The 4,298-nt window shown below is 69.2% G+C and carries 6 protein-coding genes; 5 read left to right on the forward strand and 1 reads right to left on the reverse strand.

The window, feature by feature from the left end; translation table 11 throughout:
- Positions 1–125 precede the first annotated feature (125 nt).
- From KA419_19630 to KA419_19650, 5 genes are all read left to right on the forward strand, one after another.
- Positions 126–845 (forward strand): hypothetical protein, encoded by a 720-nt coding sequence (locus KA419_19630; GenBank protein ID MBP7868147.1) that lies wholly within the window; start codon positions 126–128, stop codon positions 843–845.
- A gap of 12 nt (positions 846–857) precedes the next feature.
- Entirely contained in the window at positions 858–1,163 is a 306-nt protein-coding gene (locus tag KA419_19635) for an antibiotic biosynthesis monooxygenase (protein MBP7868148.1), read from the forward strand.
- Between the two features lie 39 nt (positions 1,164–1,202).
- A complete protein-coding gene (locus KA419_19640) occupies positions 1,203–2,381 on the forward strand; it encodes an iron-containing alcohol dehydrogenase (GenBank protein ID MBP7868149.1) in 1,179 nt (392 codons plus the stop codon).
- Between the two features lie 278 nt (positions 2,382–2,659).
- On the forward strand, positions 2,660–3,121 hold the full coding sequence (locus KA419_19645; protein MBP7868150.1) for a molybdenum cofactor biosynthesis protein MoaE: 462 nt from the start codon (positions 2,660–2,662) through the stop codon (positions 3,119–3,121).
- On the forward strand, positions 3,057–3,578 hold the full coding sequence (locus tag KA419_19650) for a MogA/MoaB family molybdenum cofactor biosynthesis protein (GenBank protein ID MBP7868151.1): 522 nt from the start codon (positions 3,057–3,059) through the stop codon (positions 3,576–3,578). Before KA419_19645 ends, KA419_19650 begins: the two co-directional genes overlap by 65 nt.
- A gap of 93 nt (positions 3,579–3,671) precedes the next feature.
- Here KA419_19650 and KA419_19655 read toward each other — a convergent pair.
- On the reverse strand, positions 3,672–4,298 hold a 627-nt coding region (locus tag KA419_19655), incomplete at its 5' end, for an RDD family protein (protein MBP7868152.1).

Below are 4,298 nucleotides of genomic sequence, written 5' to 3' on the forward strand. Positions count from 1 at the left end.
ATCTGCCGGGCGGCGCACTCCGGTGAACAACCTCCGCGCCGCCCGGCAGGCGGCGCGTACTTTTTCCCTTGAAGGCGGCCGCCCGAACGCGTATAGTGCCTTCAATTTCCGTAAGGGGGAGCCCCATGAATAAGAACCTGATCCTCTTGGCCGCCCTGGCGTTGGGCCTGACCGTCCTGACCGGGTGCCAGCAGTCCTCGACCGCCCGAACCGATGCCGCGGTCTCCGGGACCGCGACCCCCACCGGGTCGGCGTCCGACACCTGGCGGGCCGACTCCGGCCAGGCCGGCAAGGTCGGTTCCGGGATGGGTCAGGCCGGGGGGCTCGCGGGCATCCTCGATCTCCCGGGCGCCAACCCCGCCCCCGGGCAGCCGGGCCCGACGGGGTCCACCAGCACGGGCGGGACGACCGTGCCCGACTGGTCCCAGCCCGGCGCCGGGTCGACGCCCGCCACCGTCACCCCTTCCGGGAACTATTCCGACATCGTCGAGGTGCTCGATCGCATGAGCGGCATGATGGAGCGGTTCTCGCGATCCATCCAGAACGCCACGTCCGCCCGGGATGTCGCCCGCGCGATGAACCTGCTCGCCGACCAGATGGAGTCGATGAAAGGGGACATCCAGTCCGTGGCCCGTCGCCACCCGGAGTTGGGCAAATTGAAGGACCCGCCGGACGAGATCAAGCCGGCTTTCTTCCGCTTGATGAAGTCCGCGGGCGCCATGCAGGGCCCCGAGATGGCCAAGAAACTCCAGAATTACGCCCAGGACCCCGAGGTCCAGCAGGCGGCCATGCGCATGGTGAAGGCCGGGCAGGCGTTCCAGGAACTCGGCAAGACCATGAATTGACGCGGGGGCGGGATGTACGTCGTCTGCGTGACCCTTCGCGTCGAACCGGGTTTCGAGGAACGTTTCATCGAGGCGACGCGGGAAAATCACCTCGCGACCCGCCAGGAACCGGGCAACCTCCGCTTCGACGTCCTGCGCGCCACGGAGGAGCCGTGCCGGTTCTTCCTCTACGAGGCGTACCGGACCCCGGAGGATTTCACCCGGCACCAGCAGACCCCGCACTACCTCGCGTGGCGGGACGCTGTCGCCGGCTGGATGGCCTGCAAGCGGGAGGGCGTCAGGCACGTCAGCCTCTTCCCGGACGAGAGCGGCTGGTAGGCCGCTGACCGCGCCCGGCGCCCCCGCCTTTTCCCGGGTATGGACTTCGAATTCGCCACCGCCCAACGGATCCTCTTCGGACGCGGCGCGCTCCGCCGCCTCGGCGAGGCCGCTTCCGGCCTGGGGCGACGGGTCTTCGTCGTCCGGGGCGGGGCGTACCTGGAACAATCCGGAACCCTGGACACCCTCTCGGACACCCTGCGAAAAGCGGGTATCCCGGTCGTTTTTCACCCTGTCCGGGGCGAGCCCTCCGTCGCCGACGTCGAGGACGCCCTCGGGCGGGCGCGGGCCGAGGGGTGCGACATGGTGGCGGGGGTCGGCGGCGGGGCGGCCCTGGACCTGGCCAAGGCGGTGGCGGGGTTGCTCCACGGGGCCGGCTCCGTTCACGATAACCTGGAGGTGGTGGGGAAGGGGCTCCCCGTGGTGCCGCCCGCGGCGCCGCTGATCGCGATCCCCACCACGGCGGGGACCGGCTCCGAGGCGACCCGCAACGCGGTCATCACCTGCACGGACCCGCCCTGCAAAGCCAGCATCCGGTCGATCCACCTGCTGCCCCGCGTCGCCCTCGTTGACCCCGAGCTGGCACGGACCGTCCCGCCGGACGTGACGGCCTCCACCGGGCTGGACGCGGTGGCCCAGCTGATCGAACCGTACGTGTCGCGCAAGGCCGGCCCCCTGACGGACCTGCTCGCCCGGGAAGGGCTCCGGCGCGCCGTGCGCGCCCTGCCGCGGGCCTTCGCGGACGGCGGAGACCTCGACGCCCGCGAGGACATGGCCCTGGCGGCCCTGTGGAGCGGGATGTGCCTGGCCAACGCCGGGCTGGGGGCCGTCCACGGCTTCGCCGCGCCCCTGGGCGCCCGGTTCGGCATCCCCCACGGGACCGCCTGCGCGGCCCTCCTGGCCCCGGTCATGGCCGCCAACGTGGCGGCCATGAGGGCGCGCTTCCCCGGCAGCCCGGCGCTGGCGCGCTACGCCGAGGTCGGACGGGTCCTGGCCGGCCGCACGAACCTCCGGGAGGGCGAAGCCCCCGCCGCGGGCGTCGCGGCCCTGGAGAGCTTGACGGGGAAGCTGGGTATTCCCCGGCTGTCGGCTTTCGGTGTGACAGACGCTGCGGTGGCTCTCCTGGTGGAACAGGCCCGGGCCACCAGCTCCATCCGGAACAACCCGGTGGAGTTGACGGAGGAGGAGTTGGCGGCGTGCCTGAGGAAGGCGATGTGAGAGGAGACGGGAGGCACAAACCGAAAGAATTATGGGAATTATGGGAGTTATGGGAGTCATGGGAGTAATGGGAGTAATGGGAATTATGGGAATTTGGAGAGTTATGGAGGGTGCCGGTCTCTGCGCATTCCCGCTCAATGACTCCCATGACTCGCATGACTCCCATGACTCGCATGACTCCCATAACTCTCATAACTCCCATGGTTCCCATTGATGCCAAAACTCAATTTTCCGCCTTTTTCAGTCTGACGATTTCTGATTTTCCCACGAGGTTTCCCATGTGCGCTTCCCCCATCCTGGCCGCTTTCACCCGTGAGCCCATCGACGAGGGGCCGCTGCTGTCGTTTTTGGGCGATCCCGGGAGCGGGGCGCGGGTCACCTTCACCGGCACGGTCCGGGACACGTCCCGGGGGCGGCGGGTGACCCGCCTGGAGTACGAGGCCTACGAGGAGATGGCCCTGCCGGCCCTGCGCACGCTGCTCGAGGAGGCCGCGGGGCGCTGGGGGCTGCGGCGGGCGGCGGTCGTCCACCGGCTGGGGCCCGCGGCGCCGGGCGAGACCAGCGTGTGGATCGGCGTGGCCTCGCCCCACCGGGCGGCGGCCTTCGAGGCGTGCCGCCACCTGATCGACGCCATCAAGGCGGCGGTCCCCATCTGGAAGAAGGAGTGTTACGACGATGGATATTCATGTGTCGAGGGAGAAGAGGCACCATTTCAGCGCGGCGGTGATCACCGTCAGTGACTCCTGCTTCCGGGGGGAGCGGGAAGACCTGTCGGGGCCGGAGTGCCAGCGGGTCCTGGAGCGTGCGGGCTTTCACGTGGTCTTCGTCCGGGTCGTGCCCGACGGCCTCGAGCCGCTGGCGTCGGTCATGGCCGGGATCTGCGACCGCTTCGAGGCCAGCCTGGTGGTCACTGCCGGCGGGACCGGGCTGGCGCCCCGCGACCTCACGCCCGAGGCCACGCGCAAGGTCATCGAGCGGGAAGTTCCCGGCCTCTCCGAACTCCTCCGGATGGAGGGGTACCGGAGAAGCCCCACCGCGGTCCTGAGCCGCTCGGTGTCGGGGGTGCGGCGCCGGGCCCTGATCGTCAACCTGCCCGGGAGCGTCAAGGGGGTCCGGGAAGGCCTGGAGGCCCTCCTCCCCGTGCTGCCCCACGCCCTGGAGACCGTCGCCGGCAACGTCACCCGCTGCGGCGGCTGACCCGCACTCCCCCCCTAAAAAAAAACGCCCGGTCAAACCGGGCGTTTTCCTTTTGAAACCGGACAGGAGACGGCCGGCGGTCCGGCCCCCCCTTCAGCGCACCACGCGGGTGCCGGCGAACTTGTCTCCCCAGCGCTGCCCCTCGGGGGCGTTGAGGACGTTGATGAACTCCCAGATGGCGTAGGCCAGAGAGGCCAGGCCCAGCAAAGAAACCGGCAGGGTGTAGAGCAGGGTGTAGAGGGCCCCGACGAAAAGAGACGGGTCGAGGATGACAAAGATCAGCAGCACGATCTGGAGCACGCCCGTCACGATGGCGAAGGCCCCGAAACCGAGGTTGCGTCGGATGGATTGCATCAGGGAGATGGGCCCGCCGGTGGCGGCATCGACGACCCGTATCTTCATGATTTTCTTTCCCCAGCTGTTCGCGCCGGCCAGGATGTCCCGCGCCAGGTAGTAGGCGCCGATGACCAGGAACTGGACCATTTGCAGGATGCAGAGGACGATCAGGGTTCCGCGGCTGAAGGAGAGGATGGATTCAATCATCGCCGACGAGATGATCCGGATAATGACGAAAACGACGATTCCCACGCCGACACCGATCCCGATGTCGATCCCCATGGCGGCGAGGCGCGCCGTCTTGAAGTCCTGGGCGCCGGCCGCGGGAGGCGGGCCGCCGTAGGGGGGCGGTCCCGGCGGGGGCGGGTACTGGCCCGGCGGGGG

This window comes from Acidobacteriota bacterium, from assembly GCA_018001935.1.
Taxonomy (GTDB): domain Bacteria; phylum Acidobacteriota; class JAAYUB01; order JAAYUB01; family JAAYUB01; genus JAGNHB01.